Below are 15,949 nucleotides of genomic sequence, written 5' to 3'. Positions count from 1 at the left end.
CTTGAAGAAACCACGCAACTCAAAAATTCGCCGGCGTATTCGCACTAATTATCTCAGCCTCATCCGCCCCGATATTCCGGAACTTATGCGGCAACGTCGTCGGAAAGTAATACCCATCCCCGGCATTCAAAACACTCACCGACCCATCCACCGTCAACTCAACAGTCCCGCGCGTAACAAGCCCACACTCTTCACCTTCCGCGTGAACAATCGGCTCTTCCCCGGAGCTCGCGCCCGGTGCGTATTGCTCGCGCAGCAGGCGCATCTGGCGGCTTGGGACCGAGGCTCCGATCAGCAGCAGGCGCAGGCCGTGGCGGCCGAGGTCGGGTTGTTCGTTGGCGCGGAAGACGTATTGGTGTTCGCGTGGGGGCTGGTCGAAGGTGAAGAAGTCGGCCAGGGACATCGGGATGCCTTCGAGCAGCTTTTTCAGTGAGCTGACGGAAGGACTGACGCGATTCTGTTCGATCAGGGAGATGGTGGCATTGGTCACGCCGCTACGCCGGGCCAGCTCGCGCTGGGAGAGTTTGTAGCTTTCGCGTACTAGTTTGAGTCGAGAACCCGTATCCATGACTGCCTTATGTGAGAACGACTTAAGGGCGATGGGGGTGGGTGGCGGGTGCCGCGCAGGTCGCGCGGATCACGTTGCTCCCGTGTCCCGGAACCGTGAAAGGCGGCTATTAAATCACGTTTGGTGGTGTTGCTCAGCAGGTTCGATGGATGGTGGGGAAATCGCTACAACGTGCTGATCGTCGGTTTCACCATCGCCGCCCTGGTGCCGGTGCTCGCGCCCACCCTGTTCAAACAATTACCCGAATGGTCGCAGCCGTTCCTGCACAGCAGCGTGGTCACCGCCTGCCTGGTGTCGGTGCTGCTCAATGCCGCGCTCAATGGCGTCAGCGCGCCCGAAACCACCGCCGGTAAATCTGCCTCGCACATCCTCTGACTGGAGCCTGCCCATGACTCAACTTCAAAACATCGTGATTAAAAATCCGCTCGCGGTGATGACCGGTCTGCGCGGCCCGCGTGCCCTACCCGCGTTTGAACCGGTTCACGCCGCAGTTGGCAAGGATCGCTGCAAGGTCAGGCATGGTCGAGTTGCTGCTGTGCGGCGTCACCACCTGCGCCGATCACCACTACCTTTATCACGCCCACGGCAGCACCGAGACCGGTGACTTGCTGTTAGATCTGGCAGATGAGTTCGGTCTACGCTTTGTGCTGTGCCGAGGCGGTGCACTGGAGTCAGCCAGCGCTCATCCGGGCCTCTCGAAAACCGCGCTGCAACCGGAAAGCCTTGAGCAAATGGTCGGCGACATCGAGCGACTGAAATCGCTGTATCACCAGAACACGCCGGATGCGATGCGCCGTGTGGTGATCGCGCCAACTACGCCGACTTTCTCGCTGCCACCGACCTTGCTGCGTGAACTGGCCCATACCGCACGCGGGCTCGGTTTGCACCTGCACACGCACTTGTCCGAAACGCAGAACTACGTGAATTTCTGCCGCGAAAAATACAACTGCCTGCCCGTAGAGTTCGTCGCCGAACACGAATGGCTCGGCCCCGACGTCTGGTTTGCCCACGCCGTGCACCTGCAACCCGGCGAAATCCGCCTGCTCGCGCAGACCGGCACTGGCATATCCCACTGCCCGGTGAGCAATGCGCGCCTCGGTAGCGGCGTCGCACCCGTGGTGGCGGGCGAACCGATCACGGTGAAATACAGCCTGGTCGGCGGCCGTGTGGTGGTGATGGACAACGGCGTGATTCCGGGGCTGGATATCGAACACATGCGCACGGAGGCGTGGGAAGGCGTGCAGGCGATGATGACGATCGAGGAGTGAATTGCTCGCACTAATTAACCCTGTGATCGCTGGCTTACCAGCGATGGCGGACTGTCAGTCAAAGCAATGTCAACTGACCCACCGCTATCGCTGGCAAGCCAGCTCCCAAAAAAGCAGGTGCATTAGCCGCTTCCCGATTTCTCGACTAAAGTTACTCCCGCATCGGACAGAGCCCCTGCCAGCCACACCGGGCTCTTGATCAAGGAGAGACTGATGACATCGCGCCCCAACTTCGAACAGACCTACCGCACCTGGTCCAGCCCGATCCTGCTGGAACTGAAAAAACGCGAACACCAGATGGCGCCGGTCGAGCGTCAGGCACTTGAGAATGTATTAGTGGAAAGAAGGTTGCTGGACATTGGCAACCCCGACGGTATTGAGCGCCGTCAGGGCAAGTCAGGATCGTGAATCTGCCAGGTGTGAGGCGCAGCATTTAAGCACGATTGGCGCAGCACACCTGTGGCCGTCATTTGAAGCGCATGGCTCAGATCGGAGAAATTGTCGCGAGCAGGCCGATCAGAATGGTCAGTACCAAAAATCCACCCAGAAAAAACGCCATCTTGTTCATGTTGCTCTCCTCAATGCTGAGTTTGCGGTGCACTGGACGCTTCGGGATGAAGGACTGTCGCGAGTGACCGAACTGCCGGGGCATTTTGAGCGGATGACTGAGCTGGTTACAGAGGCAGATAAAGCAGAAAAATACGGATCAGATGAAGATCTGATCCGCTTGAGCGATTAACCGACATTCAGATCGGCACACAAAGGTCCCGTTTCGTCATGGTTGATCTAGAGTCATTGCCGTCGCATGAAGAACAACAAAAATCCAGGAGTGCAAATGACTGACCTGAACTTGCAACCCAATGTCGCCGAATCCCTGCGAAGTTGGCACGAGATGATTCGCACCGGCGACTTGAGTGCGCTGCCCGGACTGCTTGATCCGCAAGCCGTGTTCCGCTCGCCGATGGCGCACACGCCCTACCCCGGCGCACCGGTGGTGGCGATGATTCTCAACACAGTGTTCGAGGTGTTCGAAGACTTTGAATATCACCGAGAACTGGCGACCGCAGATGGGCTGAACGTGATTCTGGAGTTCAGTGCCAAGGTTGGCGCTAAAGAGCTCAAGGGCATCGACATGATTCGTTTCGATGAACACGGGAAGATTGTCGAGTTTGAAGTGATGGTGCGGCCGTTGAGTGGGTTGCAGGCGTTGGGCGAAGAGATGGGACGGCGGGTTGGGGCGTATCTGGCAACCGCAAAAGCCTGAGCACACAACAACCCGGCGGCAGTTAAAGGTTTGGACCACAAAAAAACCCACTGACCGTCGCCGGTTCAGTGGGCTTTGTGTGTCAGGGTTCTAGTTACAGAGCCATGTCACGTGCAGCGTTTTCCTTCGGTGCAGCAGCCTTGTCAGCGGCAGCCTCTGCAGCCGGAGCCACAGCCTGACCGATCACTGGAGGCGTCGGCAGTTCGAGGATCTTGGCGGTGTAAGCCCACTCTGCAGCCACTTTGGCTGGATCGCTGTTCAGCTGAGTGCCGTAGCTTGGAACGATCTGGTGCAGCTTGGTTTGCCATTCTGGGGTGGCGACTTTGTCTTTGAAGACTTTCTGCAGCACGCTCAACATGATCGGTGCAGCGGTCGACGCGCCTGGCGATGCGCCCAGCAGGCCGGCGATGGAGCCGTCTTGTGCAGCAACGATTTCGGTGCCCAGTTTCAGCACGCCGCCAGCGGCTTCATCACGCTTGATGATTTGCACGCGTTGGCCGGCTTGCCACAGGCGCCAGTCTTCGGCTTTGGCGTTCGGGAAGTATTCCTTCAGCGAGTTCATGCGGTCTTCATCCGACAGCATCAGTTGGCCAGCAAGGTACTCGACCAGCGGGTATTCCTTGATGCCGACCTTGGTCATCGGCCAGATGTTGTGGGTCGTGGTGCTGGTCAGCAGGTCCAGGTATGAACCTTCTTTCAGGAACTTGGTGCTGAAGGTGGCGAACGGGCCAAACAGCAGGACGCGCTTGCCGTCCAGAACACGGGTGTCCAGGTGCGGCACGGACATTGGCGGAGAGCCAACCGACGCTTTACCGTAGGCCTTGGCCAAGTGTTGCTCGGCGATGGTCGGGTTTTCAGTCACGAGGAACGAACCACCCACCGGGAAGCCGCCATACTCCTTGGCTTCTGGAATGCCCGACTTCTGCAGCAGGTGCAGTGCACCACCGCCGGCGCCGATGAACACGAACTTGGCGTCGGTTTCGGTTTTGGTGCCGTCTTTCAGGTTTTTGTAGCTGACGCGCCAGGTGCCATCGGCATTCTTGGTGATGTCCTCGACTTCGCTCGACAGTTTCAGATCGAAGTTAGGCTTGGTCTGCAGGTGCGCAGCGAACTGGCGGGTGATTTCACCGAAGTTCATGTCGGTACCCAGCGGGCTCCAGGTGGCCGCGATTTTCTGGTTCGGGTCACGCCCTTCCATCATCAGCGGGACCCACTTCTTGATCACAGCCGGGTCTTCGGAGTACTGCATGCCGGCGAACAGCGGGCTTGCTTGCAGGGCTTCGTAGCGCTTTTTCAGGAACTTGATGTTGTCATCGCCCCACACGAAGCTCATGTGCGGCGTGGTGTTGATGAACGAACGAGGGTTCTTCAGCACACCTTGCTGAACCTGCCAGGCCCAGAACTGACGGGAGATCTGGAACGCTTCGTTGATCTCGACCGCTTTGGGAATCACTACTTTGCCGGTTTCATCTTCCGGGGTGTAGTTCAGCTCAGCCAGAGCCGAGTGACCGGTACCGGCGTTGTTCCAGCCGTTGGAGCTTTCCAGGGCGACGCCGTCAAGACGCTCGACCATTTCCATCGACCAGCTTGGTTCCAGCTCGTTGATCCACACACCCAGCGTGGTGCTCATGATGCCGCCGCCGATCAACAGCACATCAACTTTCTTTGCCTCTTCCGCCTGAGCGGACGACAGCCCCATCGACAAAGCCAGCCCTAGCAAGGCTGTGTTCACTTTCTTAAACATCCGTTGCACCTATGATAAAACGCCTTCCGCCCGCCGCTGTTATCTGCATGCGATCCGCTTTGATGACGCTCAGGCTGGCGTCGCAGATTCCGGCACACTTCAATTTTGACGGGTGGGCACACAAGGCCGACATGCTGCATCGACCTCAGTTAATGTCCCTTCTGAACTGACTTTTTATCATTATTGGCTTCAGCTACTTGAGCGACAGGGATTCCGTCAGCTCGCCCGAAGGCAAGCAAACTGAATAAGGTCAAACCAAGTTGGCGCGCAGAATATCACGTCAGGGCAAACCCGGGCGTCTGTTCCTGACTTGATAGTCTTTTGCGCTCAGGGACTTATCGGCCGTCTGATACTGAACATGACACCGGTGAGGGCCAGTGATTGTGGGTGGGGCGCGGGCGTTCAGGTGTTGATGTTGTGAATACGCCCGTGTTGACACAGCAAAACCCTGTGGGAGCGGGCTTGCCCGCGAGGGCGTCAGTCCAGCCACCTCACGGGCAGGGCTCTACCCCACTGTCATAACCGAAACCGATCCACCGACTGCGCCAATTGTCCCGCCAGCGTCGACAGTTCATCCGTGGTGTCGGCGGTTTGCCCGATCACCCGGCTATTGCCCTCGGACATTCCCGCAATCATTTCCACTTGATGGGCAATCTCATTGCTGGCCTGGCTTTGCTCGCCAATGGTGCGGGTTATGTCGTTGACCAGTTGCGTGGTGCTCAACGTCGCCTCAAGGATCTCGCGGATCGCGCGCTCGACATCGGCCGTCACCGCCATCCCCTTATCGACCTGAGCCACACCGGCCTCCATGCTGCTGACCGCCTCACGGGTGCTGTGCTGGATGCGCGCAACCATTGTGGCGATTTCCTGGGTGGAGGCGCTGGTCCGGGCAGCAAGGTTGCGCACTTCGTCAGCCACCACCGCAAAGCCCCTGCCCTGTTCGCCTGCCCGAGCGGCTTCGATTGCGGCGTTGAGCGCCAGCAGATTGGTCTGATCGGCAATACTCTTGATCACCTGGATGATATTGAAGATGCCCTCGGAGTCCTGATCCAGGGTGCGGATGACCTGCGCCGACTGCTGCGCAGAGCGGGCGATGTCGTCCATGTCACTGACCACTTGATGAATCACACCACCCCCCTCCTTGGCCAGGGCTTCGGCCTGATTGGCCATGCCCAGTGCGCGCTGGGCATGGCGAGTGATTTCCTCGATGCTTGCGGTCATCTGGCTGGCCGCTGCGGCCATGGTCCCCGCGGCGACACTTTGTTGCTGGCTGCTGTCGGCGACCTGATGACAGCCGTGGCTCAACTTCGCGCTCATGCCGCTGACGCCGTGGGCGTTGCGCCGCACGACATCGATCATGTCGCGTAGATCCCGCTGCATGGTCGCCAGCGTTCGGATCAAGGCACTGGCCTCGTCCTTGCCGGCCGGTTCGGCAATCGGTTCGCTGAGGTTGCCGTGGGCGATACTTTCGGCGATGCGGCTGGCGGATTTCAGTGGCCCCGTGATGCTCAACATCACCCAGCGCCCCTGCACCAGCAGCAACAACAGACTGGCAACCAGCACCGCTGCGAGCGCGAGATTCGCGTTGCGGATCGCCGCCTCGGTGCCCTCGGCGGTCTGCCGGGTATTGGTTTCGATCAGCTCGCTTAAAGCCGCCATTTGCGTTTCGAGCTGACTGAACGCCGTGTTGAACGTCCCGAGTTCCTGCTGCGCCGCATCCGGGCTGTCGAGCGCCAACCCGACAATCCGCTCACCCGCGTTGATGTACGTATCGAGACTCGGTTTGACCTGCTCCAGTGCGCTACGCAGGGTCGGGTTGATCGGCAATTTGAGGTTCTCATCGAGCACCTCACGAAAATGCCCGGCATGTTCATTGATCGAATCGCGCACTTCGGCCGCCGTGTCGGCACTTTTGCCCAACCCCACCAGCATTGCCGAATAGACATCGGCGCGCAGGGCGTCGTGCATCATGTCGGCCTCCATGTGGTTACGCAGCGCACTCATGCTGACGGCATTGTCGCTGACCGCCGACGCCATTCTCAGGTTGCCGATGTAACTGACCAGACTCACGATCAAGGCTGTCAGCAGGCTGGTCGCAATCAGCAACACCAAACGCAGTTTGATCGACACTTTCCAGTCCTCCCCGGGCACGCGTAAATGCGCTCGTCAGGGTTTGAGTTAAGCCTATTTGCGCGCGAATGCAGCCAGCACGCTGCCAACTGACGAGGCCGATGAAAAACACTGGCAAACGCTCAGGATTGTTCACCGCACGGAACTCCCTCCCACTGCGCCCCTCTCACACTATGTAGTACTTCCCTTTTGCTTCGCGCTTGTGGAGGAATACCGTCATGCGCAAGTCAGTCCTCATTTCTTCTTTACTTTTGTGCCTGCCCGTCGGTTCGGCGCTGGCCCGCGTTGATGCGGGTGATGTCGCCACCTCGGCAGGTGTCTCCGCGTCGCTGTACTCGACCTTCAAGGATCACAAAATGGTGATTCCGGCCCGTGACGACTTGTCTGCATTTGTCGCCAGTGGCGGGGCCATTCGTGGGGTTTATCTTGAGTCGGTGCTGCAACAGGTTCGCCAGGACAATCCAGGCATCAACGCCAGCGATGAAGACCTCGCCAACGCGATTCTGGTGCATTACGAAGGCCTGAATCAGTAGCTGCCAGGGATGAAACGGCCGATGGATGGCACCTGACAGCGCATAGGCAAAATTGTCCGCCGGCCTCTATGATGGAGGCCATGACGACTTCTGCGCCGTTGCGCTCACCCTGCCCGCCCGGCGCCTGCATTTGCGGGCGCGATCCGTTGCTGGAGACGCCCGGCTCGGATTTGCGCATCCTGCGCCTGACCCGCGAGGAAGAAAAACGCTTGCTCGCGCGACTGGAAAGGCTCAAAGACCTTGCCGATCTCAAGCACCTGCAACAACGCATGTATGAGCAACTGGGTATCCGCGTCGAGGTCGTGCCCGGTTTCAACGAAGTGCGGACCATGCGCGGCATCGCCATTCACATCGATGAATTACCCGGCCTGTGCCGCAAGACCCGGCAGGCAATCCCGGCGGCGATTCGCCGGGGGTTGGAGAGTCACCCGCAAATCGCTTTCGAACTGCTCAACGCCCACGACTTGCTGCGCGACACCTGATCGTGGCTTCATGCCGCCCCGTTTATGCATCTGGGCGGGACCGGATTTGGCTTTGGTCTATTGATTGTGCGTCAGGCCACACCCTTGGCCTGCTGCTCCAGGTGCACCTGCAAATCGGGATCGATCTGCAACGCCGCCGCCAGTTCGTCCAGATAACGGCGTTCGGCGTCTTGCTGATCGTCCACCAGCATCACGCTGGCCAGGTACATTTCGGCGGCCACTGCCGGATCGCCCTGCGCTGACTGGGCCACTTCAGCGGCATCCAGTGGTTTGGCGACTTCGGCATCCAGCCATTGCTGCAATTGCGGATCATCGGTGTGTTTGCCGATTTCGCTGACGATCATTCGTTTTTCAGCTTCGTCGATGCGCCCGTCAGCCTTGGCTGCCGCGATCAGTGCGCGGAGCACGGCATGGCTGTGCTCTTCAATGTCTGGCCCGGCGAGCAGGTTGGCCGTTTGTGGCGTTTGTGATGGCGCGGCGCTGGCCTGGCTGCGTTGCCAGGCTTGATACGCCTGGTACGCCATCATCCCCAGCGACGCCAGCGCAGCGTAACGGGTGCCGCCGGAACGGCTTTGAGTACCGCCCCCTGCACCCAGTGCGCCACCCAATACGCCGCCCAAACCACCAGCGCCACCGCTCCCCAGCAAGCCACCGAGCAAACCGCCCAACCCGCCAAGCCCGCCGGCCGCTGAGCCTGCGCGGGTACCCGAGGAGTCCGCGCCGCCAAGCAGACCGCCCAGCAACCCACCGAGGCCACCCAGACCATCATCGGCCGAGGTGCCACTTTGTTGTCCCGCCGAGGCTCGGCCTCGCAGCAGTTGTTCAAGCAAATCACTGGTGTTCATGACGTCGTCCTCAGGCATAGGGATTGACTGCGTCTGGCAACGATAGACCGCTGCGGCCATTGCGCCAACACCGTTGGGCTGCTGCCAAATACGCTGGCAGATTTCGCCCGCGTATTTTTTCCGCGGCCAGCTAAGATTCAAGGAGGGTGAACCTTATCCCGGCCAGACCGGTCGATAGCTGCAACCCCGACCCGGTTTGCCGGCGCCCTTTGCCCGAGGGTGGTACCCGGCTTGCTTCACTTTCTGGAGAACGCCCCCGTGATATCGACCGTCCACCTTGCCAGGCTCAAGGCCTGGGGCGCCCATGGTTTTACCGCGACCGGCGTGGTCACCGCGTTCCTGGCCACCCTTGCGCTGCTGGAAAATCAGCCAACCCATTGCCTGATGTGGCTGGGTGTGGCGCTGATCGTCGACGGCCTCGACGGCGCGCTCGCACGCAAGGTCAATGTGCAATCAGTGTTGCCCAGCTTCGACGGTTCGATCCTTGACCTGGTGATCGATTACCTGACGTACGTCTTCATTCCGGCACTGTTTATCTATCGCTATATTCCCCTGCCCGATTACACGCTGCTGCTGACGGTGTCGCTGATTCTGGTGTCGTCGCTGTTCTGTTTCTGCAACGTCAACATGAAGAGCAAGGACAACTATTTCGTCGGTTTCCCCGCCGCGTGGAATGTGGTTGCTCTGTGCCTTTACATAATCGGCCCCGGCCCGTGGATCACCTTGGTGACCGTGATCGGTCTGGCGCTGCTGACGGTGACGCGGATGAAATTCCTGCACCCGTTTCGCGTACGCCGTTTCATGCCGATCAACATTGCGGTGACGGCAATCTGGCTGCTGTGCAGCCTGTCACTGGTGCTCAATCACCCGGTGATCAATCCGATGGTGATGGCTTTGTGGCTGCTGATGTCGGCTTACTTTCTGGGGATCTGTATCTGGCGGACGGCGCTGGAGTGGCTGGATCGATCCCCTGTGAAATAAGCCATTGCACACGGTGGGCGCGGGCTTGCCCACGGATGTGGTGGGTCAGTCCAAGATGTTTCGACTGATTTACCGTATTCGCAAGCAAGCACGCTCCCACAGGGGAAGTCGCTTGAACGCGGACTAGCGTTTGGTAATGACCACTTCCAGATACTCACTCGGCACCACCAGCGAGTCCTCCCCCGCCCGATTCGACCGGTTGAGCAAATCCGCCAGATCACTCTCCAGCGCCTGACAGCTTTGCGGCGGCAGCGCTGCGAACGCTTTGTGCATCGGCCCATACCAATGGCGAAAGATGTCGATGAAGTGCGCCGCCGAGCGATAGCGAAAATTGAAGGTTCGGCGAGTCACCTGCACCACAAAATCGTGATCATCGAAGTGCTGGTGCAGCCACGCCTCCGTGCCCCAGTTTGACGGCGACTGGGCAATCGCTGGCGGTGGCAGATGGCGGCCCAGGGTTTTGAACATTTGGCCAACGAAGCCTTCCGGCGTCCAGTTCGCCAGGCCGATCCGCCCGCCCCGGCAACAGACCCGCGCCAGTTCGGCGCCGGCCTTGGCTTGATCAGGAGCGAACATGACCCCGAATGTCGACAGCACCGCGGCAAAACTGCCGTCGGCGAACGGCAATGCTTCAGCGTCGGCCACCTCAAACGTCACCTCCAGATGCTCGGCCCGGGCGCGATCCTGTCCACGTTCAAGCAGTGCCGCGACGTAATCGGTCGAGGTCACCAGACAGCCCCGGCGTGCCGCCGCCAGCGTCGCATTGCCGTTGCCGGCAGCAACATCCAGCACGGCTTCATCGCAGCGCAGGTCGCAGGCCTCAGCGAGGTTCTCGCCAACGATTTGCAACGTGGTGCCGATCACGGCGTAATCACCACTGGCCCAAGCGACTTTTTGGCGTTCCTTCAAAGCAGTCAGATCAATCGGGCTACCCATGAAGTCGAACTCCGCTAGAAGTGAGTACCGGCATCATTCGGCGGTGGTCGGGTCGATAACCGTCACTACCCGCGCCACGCTGTTGGCCGGGAATCCACCGAGCCTGGCGTGCTCGCGCACCTGTGCTTCATCGGGGGCGATGTACACGCAGTAGATTTTGTCGGCCGTGACATAGCTTTGCAGCCACTGCACCTGAGGCCCGAGTTCGCGCAACGCCTGACAGGACGTTTGCGACACGGCTTTGAGTTCTTGCTCCGACAGCTTACCGGCCCCTGGAATCTCGCGTTCAATCACGAATTTCGGCATGGCAACCTCGCGTTCTTATTGTTGTTCGGATTCATTGGCAGGGCCTACAGCCGCCCGGCTCGACTACTATCGCGCCGAGCCTGTCCGACGTCTTTGCCGATCGTCCGGCAAGCCAGCAAAACAGGGGCTTTGCCGATGAGTGGTGGGAATCTGTCAAGGCATTGAAACACCTTCGGCCTTGCCAGCATTCAAGGATCGGTTTCTGATGCTCAATCACCTTCGCAATGGACTGAAGCGATGTCACGGCGTCTCGATTGGCTAGCTCGGCACCTGCATCACCGCGCCACCTTTCCTGAAGGCCAAGGCAACGGTGACGAGGCCTGCCTGATCGCCCTCGACGGTGAACGTCTGGGTGGCGGTGCGGCACAAACTTACCGGGAGGCACCATGACACTGCTGGAATCCGTCACCCAAGTGTGTACACGTCTGGCGCCAGGTGGCTGGCATTCGCTGATGCTGGCGCATGGCCTGGATATTCTCGCCGTGCCGCTGGATGCCGAACTGAAAAAACCACTGACCGTCGACCGCTCGCTGGCCGGCTTTGCGGATTTCTCCTCTGGCGGCAGTCGTGCGATTGAAGCTGCGGCACCGGCCCGCAGCCTGCTTTATCACGCACTGGCCTCGCCACAAGTCACGCTCGACGAAACCGGAAAAGCGCTGCAGATTTTTCCAACCGCAGGCGAAGTTGAGAGCGTTCTGGACTATGTCTACGGCATCCGCCCGCCAACACTCGATGACCTGCAACAGCGGGCTCAGGGTGCGCCATTGGCGCTAGTCGCGTTTGCCAGTGAATATCGCTGCGCTGGCGACACCGTCAAAGGCGAGCATGCAGACCTGTGCTTCTCTCGCACGGGCATTGCCCGTGTGGGCACCGACCCCGCGCTTTATGACGCCAGATTGCGCAGCTTTATGCCTTCCGTGCATGAAGACGCACATGGCATCCGGGTAATGCCTGTACGCTACAGCGCCTACATCGCCATGCAACTCAAGGGCGACGCCGAGCGCTTCGGGCCGATGGACTTCCAGGCGGATGTCGACCCCGGGCTGGACTTCTGGGTGCCGTTGCACAAGGTATTCAATGGCCCGGAGTGTCTGGCCGACATGGATTTGACGTTGAGGCTGGACAACCATCAGATCAACGAAAAACTGCGGCACATTCATTTGCGTCACACCGGCACCGGTTGGCAGGAACCCGAGATCAGTCGGCCGCCCTTTGTCATCACCGAGGGGCTGGCCGACTGGGCGAACACCACGGATCTGGGATCCGGCCTGCTGCTGCCACAGGTCAGGCCCCGACTGGTCGAGCCGGTCGAATTTGAGGGGCAGCCGCTGTCCTTTCTGCTGCCGCCCAACACCTCCGGCATGGTGCATGGTCGTCACAAGGTCGAAGCGGACGGCAGCATCGTCGACCTGAACGACCACGAAGGTGTGGAAGAACGGGTTCGTCTGGGCGGGTATCAAGCACTGCACTACCACGACGGTACGGCGGATGGCTGGGTTCGAGCGCGATGCGAGGTTCTCGAGAAGCTTTTGCCAACGGTGGCGGCGTATTCGGTGATCGGCCCTCCGGATTTTTTCCCGCTGTGCACCCAGCGCAAGCTGTTGCACTGGGCGGATGAGCAACCCGTCTTCCCCGCACCGGATATCTGGCACGCTCGACTGGAGGCGTTATCCAACGTCCGTTACTGCGCCAATCTGGACTTGAAAGACCAGGTATTCTCACCGCTGGACCGCGGTGTTACGGCGATTGTTGCCCTGCCGACTGAAACAGGGTCTTCGCACCCGCGCCAGACAGCGTCCGCCGTCTCGCGCCCGACCTCGCTGCCCGATGGCGCGGCCGGGGTTTTCGGCCCTGGATGGGAAGTAGGCTGGGTTCGCCAGCGTGGCGCGGACGATGCCTGGATCAACATCCTCGCCGGTTATCAGATGGCGAGCCCTTTTCCCGAAGACGCCAAAATCTGTGCGGCTCTGGGCTCTTTCTGGCCAGGGGTGGCGCCAGATTCGGCGCGTATCTTCGAGCCGCGCTCAAGCCTGCACACCGTTATCCCACTGACCGATCAGGAAATCGGCCAGGAGGGTGGCATGGCCTGGGATAACCAGCCACCCCCCCGGCTGATACCGCACGAGGATCGTGTGATCGTTCAGTACCGTGCCTACGCCCATGCCGATTACACACAAGTGGCCCTCGATCACCGCTTCTGCGTGCAACAGACCGGCAGCACCTCACAATCGGCGTATGAAAACCGCGTACTGTCGATGTATCGGGTGTACACCGTGCTCGGCGCCGCCAATGACAAACCGCTGCGCAACAGGTGGCCGGTGTTGTCCTTCCTCGAAGTAAAGCAGCCCAATGGCGAAGTGGACGCCGCGCAGCAGCAAACCGGCATCACGCTTCACGGCTGGATTCATCGCTACTTGATGTTTGAACGCGGCGCTATCTGGACGCCGGAAGGTGACTTCAAGTTGCGCAATGTCGAGGTCAAGCAGCAGGTGACTTTCCTCGTCAGCGCCGAAGCAATCCTGATCAAGCGCGAAGACACGCCATGGCAGATTGCTGTTGAAATGCTTTGATGTGGTAGTGGTCGGCGCCGGCCCTGCCGGATGTGCCGCAGCAATCAGTTGCGCCCAGCGCGGCTTGCGTGTGGCACTGATCGAACGTCAGCGCTTCCCAAGGTTTCGCCCCGGTGAGAGCCTGCACCCGGGCATTGAACCGCTTCTGCAACAACTGGGCGTGAATACGCTGTTGTTACATCAGCAAGCCATGCGCTTTGCCGGCCACTGGGTGCAATGGAACGGGCCGGCGCGTTTCCACGCTTTGGGTAGCGATGAACACGGTCCATGGCGGGGTTTTCAAATGGCCAGAGCGCAACTGGATGCGACATTGTTGCGCCAGGCCGAAGAGCTCGGGGTGACTGTGCACCAACCATGTCAGGCCCGGCACGTCCTCAAACAGGACAATCGCATCGTTGGGCTGACTACCACTCACGGGCCGTTTTCTACCTCCTGCCTGATCGATGCCAGCGGAGCAGCGAGTTGGTTGAGTCGCCAGCTCCACCTCAAAACCCAAGTGTGTTCACCGCCAATGGTGGCTCGCTACGGCTATCTGCAAGGCTGTATCGCGCCTTATGAAACCGCGCCGCACTTGCTGGCCCATGCCAGAGGCTGGACATGGATTGCGCAAGTCCAGAAACAACGGCTGCACTGGACACACCTGGACTTCGAAACACCCCGTTCAGCCCCACAAAAAGACGTTAGCCGAATGCTTCCCCAGGCACTGCAAACACTGCCACCTATCGGCCCGATTCGCGGTGCCGACGTGACCTGGCGGATCAGCACCGCAGCGGCCGGCACCGGATATTTCATGGTGGGCGATGCCGCCAGCGTGCTCGATCCGGCCTCTTCACATGGCGTACTCAAAGCCTTGATGACGGGCATGCAGGCAGCGCAAGCCGTGTTCGATTGCCTTCGCCAACCGGCGTTGCAAGCATCGGCGCAAACGCACTATTGCCAATGGCTGAACCATTGGTTCGAACGTGACAGTGAACAACTCCGCCATTTCTACCGCCAACACCCGTACCCTCCCCGGTGGTTGACCGAGACCTGAATCAGGCGACGTCGGTCACTGCCCTCACCCCAACCATTAACCGACCTGTTTGTTCAGTGTCAGTCTCGCAAACGCAGCTAGACTCAAACAGTACCCAGTCGAGGGGGACGCAGGACTCAGGCTGTGCCCTGCCCGTTTCCATGACCACCGCCCGGTGGCGCATGCCTCGACCCTCAACGCCGCCGGACTGTGATCCTGTTTCAGGAGCACACCTGATGGACGAGGCCCGACTCAACGACTTCATGGGCAAACTGGTCAACGACATGGGCGGCGCGGCGATGCTGGCCAATGTCATCGTCGGCGAAGAACTCGGGCTCTACCGGGCGATGGCCGACAGTCAGCCGATCAGCCCCGAAACCCTCGCCACAAAAACCCGCTGCAACCCGCGTCTGGTACGCGAATGGCTCAGCGCGCACGCCGCCTCCGGCTACATGGAGCACCACGACGGCCAGTTCCGCTTACCGGAAGAACAGGCCCAGGCGCTGGCTGTCGAAGACTCGCCGGTGTACATCGCTGGCGGCCTCGGGGTGGTAGCGTCGTTTTTCCATGACAAGGACAAACTGGTCAAAGCCATGCGCAGTAACGGCGCCCTGCCCTGGGGTGATCATCATCCGTGCATGTTCACCGGCACGGAACGCTTCTTCCGCCCCGGCTATAAAGGTCACTTGATCGCCGAATGGTTACCGGCCCTGGACGGTGTGGTCCCCAAGCTCGAGACCGGTGCGAAAGTCGCCGACATCGGCTGCGGCCACGGCGCCTCGACGGTGATCATGGCTCAGGCGTTTCCCAATTCGCGCTTCGTCGGCTACGACTATCACGCACCGTCGATCACCGTCGCCTCCCAACGCGCCGAAGAAGGTGGTGTCAGCAGCCGGGCGAAGTTCTTCGAGGGCTCGGCAAAAAGTTACCCTGGCAATGACTACGACCTGATCTGCTATTTCGACTGCCTGCACGACATGGGCGACCCGGTCGGCGCCGCACGCCATGCCTACGACGCGTTAAAAGACGACGGCACGGTGTTACTGGTCGAACCGTTTGCCAATGACACGCTGGACGACAACATCAACGCGGTCGGGCGTTTGTTTTATGCCGCATCGACGTTCATTTGCACCCCGAACTCCCTGTCCCAGGAGGTTGGCCTGGGCCTCGGTGCGCAGGCCGGTGAAGTGCGTCTGCGCAAAGTGTTTGCCGAGGCTGGCTTCAAGCGGTTCCGACGAGCGACGCAAACGCCGTTCAACCTGATTCTGGAGGCGCGCAAGTAAGCAGCGCGTATCGCGTGCTAACCTGCT

At 60.0% G+C, this 15,949-nt stretch carries 17 protein-coding genes and 2 pseudogenes; 12 read left to right on the top strand and 7 right to left on the bottom strand.

The genetic code is table 11. From position 1 onward, the window contains the following. Positions 1 to 19: 19 nt before the first annotated feature. Positions 20 to 568: a cupin domain-containing protein gene (locus AACY50_RS14155; RefSeq protein ID WP_007950154.1), complete on the bottom strand. Its 549-nt coding sequence runs from the start codon at positions 566 to 568 to the stop codon at positions 20 to 22. 129 nt (positions 569 to 697) lie between these two features. Here AACY50_RS14155 and AACY50_RS14150 point away from each other — a divergent pair, with 129 nt between their 5' ends. From AACY50_RS14150 to AACY50_RS14130, 5 genes and pseudogenes are all read left to right on the top strand, one after another. Next, the gene (locus AACY50_RS14150) at positions 698 to 943 is read left to right on the top strand and encodes a hypothetical protein (protein ID WP_339466596.1); all 246 of its coding nucleotides are present in this window, start codon (positions 698 to 700) and stop codon (positions 941 to 943) included. Positions 944 to 1,017: 74 nt separating this feature from the next. Beyond that, positions 1,018 to 1,836: pseudogene (locus tag AACY50_RS14145) on the top strand (amidohydrolase family protein); the annotation flags it as partial. Positions 1,837 to 2,049: 213 nt separating this feature from the next. Then, complete coding sequence (locus tag AACY50_RS14140) at positions 2,050 to 2,244, top strand: hypothetical protein (protein WP_221733894.1); 195 nt, start codon at positions 2,050 to 2,052, stop codon at positions 2,242 to 2,244. Further along, the gene (locus AACY50_RS14135; RefSeq protein ID WP_339494723.1) at positions 2,195 to 2,575 is read left to right on the top strand and encodes a hypothetical protein; all 381 of its coding nucleotides are present in this window, start codon (positions 2,195 to 2,197) and stop codon (positions 2,573 to 2,575) included. Before AACY50_RS14140 ends, AACY50_RS14135 begins: the two co-directional genes overlap by 50 nt. 96 nt (positions 2,576 to 2,671) lie before the next feature. Next, entirely contained in the window at positions 2,672 to 3,100 is a 429-nt protein-coding gene (locus AACY50_RS14130) for a nuclear transport factor 2 family protein (protein ID WP_339433907.1), read from the top strand. A gap of 94 nt (positions 3,101 to 3,194) precedes the next feature. Here AACY50_RS14130 and mqo read toward each other — a convergent pair whose 3' ends face one another. From mqo to AACY50_RS28785, 3 genes and pseudogenes are all read right to left on the bottom strand, one after another. Continuing rightward, entirely contained in the window at positions 3,195 to 4,844 is a 1,650-nt protein-coding gene (gene mqo, locus AACY50_RS14125; RefSeq protein ID WP_339433908.1) for a malate dehydrogenase (quinone), read from the bottom strand. 516 nt (positions 4,845 to 5,360) lie between these two features. Then, positions 5,361 to 6,086, bottom strand: a complete 726-nt coding sequence (locus tag AACY50_RS28790) for a methyl-accepting chemotaxis protein (protein WP_445261489.1) — start codon at positions 6,084 to 6,086, stop codon at positions 5,361 to 5,363. A gap of 129 nt (positions 6,087 to 6,215) precedes the next feature. Then, positions 6,216 to 6,974 (bottom strand): annotated as a pseudogene (locus AACY50_RS28785) (MCP four helix bundle domain-containing protein); the annotation flags it as partial. Positions 6,975 to 7,192: 218 nt separating this feature from the next. Between AACY50_RS28785 and AACY50_RS14115 the strand changes: the two are divergent. Together AACY50_RS14115 and AACY50_RS14110 are read left to right on the top strand one after the other, a co-directional pair. Further along, on the top strand, positions 7,193 to 7,507 hold the full coding sequence (locus AACY50_RS14115) for a DUF2388 domain-containing protein (protein WP_221733806.1): 315 nt from the start codon (positions 7,193 to 7,195) through the stop codon (positions 7,505 to 7,507). Between the two features lie 80 nt (positions 7,508 to 7,587). Then, positions 7,588 to 7,989 (top strand): hypothetical protein, encoded by a 402-nt coding sequence (locus AACY50_RS14110; RefSeq protein WP_339433911.1) that lies wholly within the window; start codon positions 7,588 to 7,590, stop codon positions 7,987 to 7,989. Between the two features lie 71 nt (positions 7,990 to 8,060). Here AACY50_RS14110 and AACY50_RS14105 read toward each other — a convergent pair whose 3' ends face one another. After that, positions 8,061 to 8,834 (bottom strand): tellurite resistance TerB family protein, encoded by a 774-nt coding sequence (locus AACY50_RS14105; protein ID WP_339538729.1) that lies wholly within the window; start codon positions 8,832 to 8,834, stop codon positions 8,061 to 8,063. A 258-nt stretch (positions 8,835 to 9,092) separates the two neighbouring features. Here AACY50_RS14105 and pcsA point away from each other — a divergent pair, with 258 nt between their 5' ends. After that, a complete protein-coding gene (pcsA, locus tag AACY50_RS14100) occupies positions 9,093 to 9,815 on the top strand; it encodes a phosphatidylcholine synthase (protein WP_221733809.1) in 723 nt (240 codons plus the stop codon). A gap of 123 nt (positions 9,816 to 9,938) precedes the next feature. On the opposite strand, the gene AACY50_RS14095 is transcribed toward pcsA, so the two are convergent. Both AACY50_RS14095 and AACY50_RS14090 read right to left on the bottom strand, forming a co-directional pair. Then, on the bottom strand, positions 9,939 to 10,751 hold the full coding sequence (locus AACY50_RS14095; protein WP_339494729.1) for a class I SAM-dependent methyltransferase: 813 nt from the start codon (positions 10,749 to 10,751) through the stop codon (positions 9,939 to 9,941). A gap of 33 nt (positions 10,752 to 10,784) precedes the next feature. Further along, complete coding sequence (locus tag AACY50_RS14090) at positions 10,785 to 11,057, bottom strand: DUF4242 domain-containing protein (RefSeq protein WP_064120013.1); 273 nt, start codon at positions 11,055 to 11,057, stop codon at positions 10,785 to 10,787. Between the two features lie 237 nt (positions 11,058 to 11,294). Between AACY50_RS14090 and AACY50_RS14085 the strand changes: the two genes are divergently transcribed. The 4 genes from AACY50_RS14085 to AACY50_RS14070 all read left to right on the top strand — a co-directional run bounded on the left by AACY50_RS14085 (position 11,295) and on the right by AACY50_RS14070 (position 15,922). Then, positions 11,295 to 11,447, top strand: coding sequence for a hypothetical protein (locus AACY50_RS14085; RefSeq protein WP_339466589.1), 153 nt, complete (start codon positions 11,295 to 11,297; stop codon positions 11,445 to 11,447). After that, the gene (locus AACY50_RS14080; RefSeq protein ID WP_339494730.1) at positions 11,444 to 13,627 is read left to right on the top strand and encodes a hypothetical protein; all 2,184 of its coding nucleotides are present in this window, start codon (positions 11,444 to 11,446) and stop codon (positions 13,625 to 13,627) included. The genes AACY50_RS14085 and AACY50_RS14080 overlap by 4 nt, the downstream gene beginning before the upstream one ends. Next, positions 13,614 to 14,660, top strand: a complete 1,047-nt coding sequence (locus AACY50_RS14075) for an NAD(P)/FAD-dependent oxidoreductase (RefSeq protein ID WP_339538728.1) — start codon at positions 13,614 to 13,616, stop codon at positions 14,658 to 14,660. Before AACY50_RS14080 ends, AACY50_RS14075 begins: the two co-directional genes overlap by 14 nt. Positions 14,661 to 14,875: 215 nt before the next feature. Then, positions 14,876 to 15,922 carry a class I SAM-dependent methyltransferase gene (locus AACY50_RS14070; RefSeq protein ID WP_339433918.1) on the top strand — a complete coding sequence of 349 codons (1,047 nt, stop codon included), beginning with the start codon at positions 14,876 to 14,878 and terminating at the stop codon, positions 15,920 to 15,922. The last annotated feature ends 27 nt before the right edge of the window (positions 15,923 to 15,949 follow it).

It is taken from the genome of Pseudomonas sp. RA_15y_Pfl2_54 (genome assembly GCF_963971015.1).
Classification (GTDB): Bacteria; Pseudomonadota; Gammaproteobacteria; order Pseudomonadales; family Pseudomonadaceae; genus Aquipseudomonas; species Aquipseudomonas baetica_A.
The sequence above is the reverse complement of the archived record's forward strand: the minus strand, read 5'-3'. Positions and strand labels throughout refer to the sequence as shown.

What these genes read in the sequence shown, in the direction of transcription:
- AACY50_RS14095 (WP_339494729.1), bottom strand. Translation starts at nt 10,751, where the DNA reads ATGGGTAGCCCGATTGATCTGACTGCTTTGAAGGAACGCCAAAAAGTC.
- AACY50_RS14105 (WP_339538729.1), bottom strand. Translation starts at nt 8,834, where the DNA reads ATGAACACCAGTGATTTGCTTGAACAACTGCTGCGAGGCCGAGCCTCG.
- AACY50_RS14080 (WP_339494730.1), top strand. Translation starts at nt 11,444, where the DNA reads ATGACACTGCTGGAATCCGTCACCCAAGTGTGTACACGTCTGGCGCCA.
- AACY50_RS14085 (WP_339466589.1), top strand. Translation starts at nt 11,295, where the DNA reads ATGTCACGGCGTCTCGATTGGCTAGCTCGGCACCTGCATCACCGCGCC.
- AACY50_RS14115 (WP_221733806.1), top strand. Translation starts at nt 7,193, where the DNA reads ATGCGCAAGTCAGTCCTCATTTCTTCTTTACTTTTGTGCCTGCCCGTC.
- mqo (WP_339433908.1), bottom strand. Translation starts at nt 4,844, where the DNA reads ATGTTTAAGAAAGTGAACACAGCCTTGCTAGGGCTGGCTTTGTCGATG.
- AACY50_RS28790 (WP_445261489.1), bottom strand. Translation starts at nt 6,086, where the DNA reads ATGGCCGCAGCGGCCAGCCAGATGACCGCAAGCATCGAGGAAATCACT.
- AACY50_RS14110 (WP_339433911.1), top strand. Translation starts at nt 7,588, where the DNA reads ATGACGACTTCTGCGCCGTTGCGCTCACCCTGCCCGCCCGGCGCCTGC.
- AACY50_RS14140 (WP_221733894.1), top strand. Translation starts at nt 2,050, where the DNA reads ATGACATCGCGCCCCAACTTCGAACAGACCTACCGCACCTGGTCCAGC.
- AACY50_RS14090 (WP_064120013.1), bottom strand. Translation starts at nt 11,057, where the DNA reads ATGCCGAAATTCGTGATTGAACGCGAGATTCCAGGGGCCGGTAAGCTG.
- AACY50_RS14130 (WP_339433907.1), top strand. Translation starts at nt 2,672, where the DNA reads ATGACTGACCTGAACTTGCAACCCAATGTCGCCGAATCCCTGCGAAGT.
- AACY50_RS14155 (WP_007950154.1), bottom strand. Translation starts at nt 568, where the DNA reads ATGGATACGGGTTCTCGACTCAAACTAGTACGCGAAAGCTACAAACTC.
- AACY50_RS14070 (WP_339433918.1), top strand. Translation starts at nt 14,876, where the DNA reads ATGGACGAGGCCCGACTCAACGACTTCATGGGCAAACTGGTCAACGAC.